Raw genomic sequence first — 1,368 nt, 5'->3', positions numbered from 1 at the left:
CAAGAACGGCACGTACGAGATCGTCCAGGGCCTGGAGATCAACGAGTTCTCCCGCGCCCGCATCGACGCCTCCGTCAAGGAGCTCACGGAGGAGCGCGAGGCGGTCCGCGGCCTCGGCCTCATCTGAGCCTCTCTGCTCCTGGGCACGGCCCCGTCACCGGTGTGGGAACGCCGGGGCGGGGCCGTCCGTTGTTCAGGGGCCGGCGAAGACCCATACGACGAGGACGGTGCTGCCGTCGAACCGGTACAGCAGGCTGATGCGCTCGGGGTCGTCGTCCACCTCGACGTGCAGGCGCCGTAGCCCATCGGCCTGGACAGCGCCCGCTCGAGGGTTGCGTTGCAGCTCGTCACGGGCCGCCGTCAGCGCGGCGATGTCCTGCGGCCGGTCAAGGGCCTTGATACCGGCGAGCACCGCCTCCGCGAAGGCCACGGGGTACGAGAGACGCTCTTCGTTCACAGGTTGGGCTCCTGGCTGCCGAGAATCTCCTCCAGCGCGTACGTGGGGGCGTCGGGATCCTCCGCTTCGTGAATCGCCGCCTGGATCTCCGGGTGTGTGCGGAGCACCCACACGTGGCGGTACTCCGTCACCAGGGACCGGACGTCTTCGAGGGCGGTGGGACCCGTGGTACGAACCGCGTCGAGCCTCGCGGTGAATGCCGCCAATTCGGCTGGATCGACGGCCGCCAGGGCGGCCTTCAGCTCGCCGATGGTCTGCGGCCCCTCGTCCGCCTCGATGCGATAGGGGCTTCTGGTGGGCAATTGCCCGGGGTGGGCAGGCGCGTGAGTGGTCACTTTGCTGTGCTCCTGGGTCGCGGTTTGTCTGGTCCGACTATGCCTGGTGCGGGCGGCACCGGGCGGGAAGTAGGCGGAATGCCCCTCATCGGGTCATGTCGTGGCTGTACCTTCCACAGCGGCTGTCCGGCCACGGGCGGTCTGCCCCGCCCGCTCAATACGGCATTCGCCGCACAGCGTTTCACCGCCCAACGGCCGGAAGAGGTACGGGTGCGTGTGGTCGCCTTCGCACTCACGCATCTGCGCGATGCGGGGTTCCAGCGGGGCCGGGCGTTTGGCGGGGATCGGTGGCGCCTCCGGGAGTTTGCGCAGGAGTCGGTCGCGGATGAGGGACGCGGCGTGGTGGACGGGCTCGGGTAGCCCGTTCCTGAGTTCCTCGCGCAGGTCGCGGCCCGTTGCCCCGCGCAGGATCCAGTCCGCCGCGAGTGGTGCGAGTTCCTTGATCTCGCGTCCGGTGAGGCGGAGTTGGCGTTCGCTGTGGGAGACGGAGGCGAGGACGAGGGCGGCGTATTCGACGAGTTCGTCGGGGATCAGTTCGCGCGGCGTCGGCGGCACGGGAGGTGGGGATGTGTTGCT

2 protein-coding genes and 2 pseudogenes are annotated in these 1,368 nt (G+C 69.3%); 1 reads left to right on the top strand and 3 read right to left on the bottom strand.

Annotated elements, in window-relative coordinates:
- Window positions 1–127: pseudogene (locus I5Q34_RS33415) on the top strand (malate dehydrogenase); the annotation flags it as partial.
- Window positions 128–193: 66 nt separating this feature from the next.
- Here I5Q34_RS33415 and I5Q34_RS33410 read toward each other — a convergent pair.
- The 3 genes and pseudogenes from I5Q34_RS33410 to I5Q34_RS33400 form a co-directional block, all read right to left on the bottom strand.
- Entirely contained in the window at window positions 194–457 is a 264-nt protein-coding gene (locus tag I5Q34_RS33410; protein ID WP_199896254.1) for a hypothetical protein, read from the bottom strand.
- Complete coding sequence (locus tag I5Q34_RS33405) at window positions 454–792, bottom strand: hypothetical protein (RefSeq protein ID WP_199896253.1); 339 nt, start codon at window positions 790–792, stop codon at window positions 454–456. The genes I5Q34_RS33410 and I5Q34_RS33405 overlap by 4 nt, the downstream gene beginning before the upstream one ends.
- 93 nt (window positions 793–885) lie before the next feature.
- Window positions 886–1,368, bottom strand: a pseudogene (locus tag I5Q34_RS33400) (hypothetical protein); the annotation flags it as partial.

The organism is Streptomyces sp. AV19, assembly GCF_015999245.1.
In the GTDB taxonomy this organism is placed as follows: Bacteria; Actinomycetota; Actinomycetes; order Streptomycetales; family Streptomycetaceae; genus Streptomyces.
This window is presented reverse-complemented; position numbering and strand designations above follow the sequence as displayed.